At 64.6% G+C, this 362-nt stretch carries 1 protein-coding gene; it reads left to right on the top strand.

Annotation, left to right across the window (positions count from 1 at the left end):
* Positions 1-362: PTS sugar transporter subunit IIC (locus A6013_RS24705; RefSeq protein ID WP_175437444.1), on the top strand; the 362-nt coding region annotated here is incomplete at both ends.

Here is a 362-nt window from a genome sequence, read left to right as displayed (position 1 = left end):
CCGGTGGTGCTTGGTCCTCTGGTCGGCCTGATACTGGGCGATCTGCATACCGGGATCCTGACCGGCGGTACCTTAGAGCTGGTCTGGATGGGTCTGGCGCCGCTGGCGGGCGCGCAGCCGCCCAACGTGATTATCGGCACCATCGTCGGCACCCCGTTTGCCATCACCACGGGCGTGAAGCCGGCTGTCGCCGTTGGGGTCGCGGTGCCCTTTTCCGTGGCGGGGCAGATGGGTCTCTCCTTCCACTTCTCGGTCATGTCCGGCGTAATGTCCCGCAGCGATCGCATGGCGGCCAACGCGGACACCGACGGCATAGAGCGAGTCCACTATCTGGCGCTGCTGGCGCTCGGCATTTTTTATTT

The organism is Enterobacter sp. IF2SW-B1, from assembly GCF_001743375.1.
Lineage (GTDB): Bacteria > Pseudomonadota > Gammaproteobacteria > Enterobacterales > Enterobacteriaceae > Enterobacter > Enterobacter bugandensis.
This window is presented reverse-complemented; position numbering and strand designations above follow the sequence as displayed.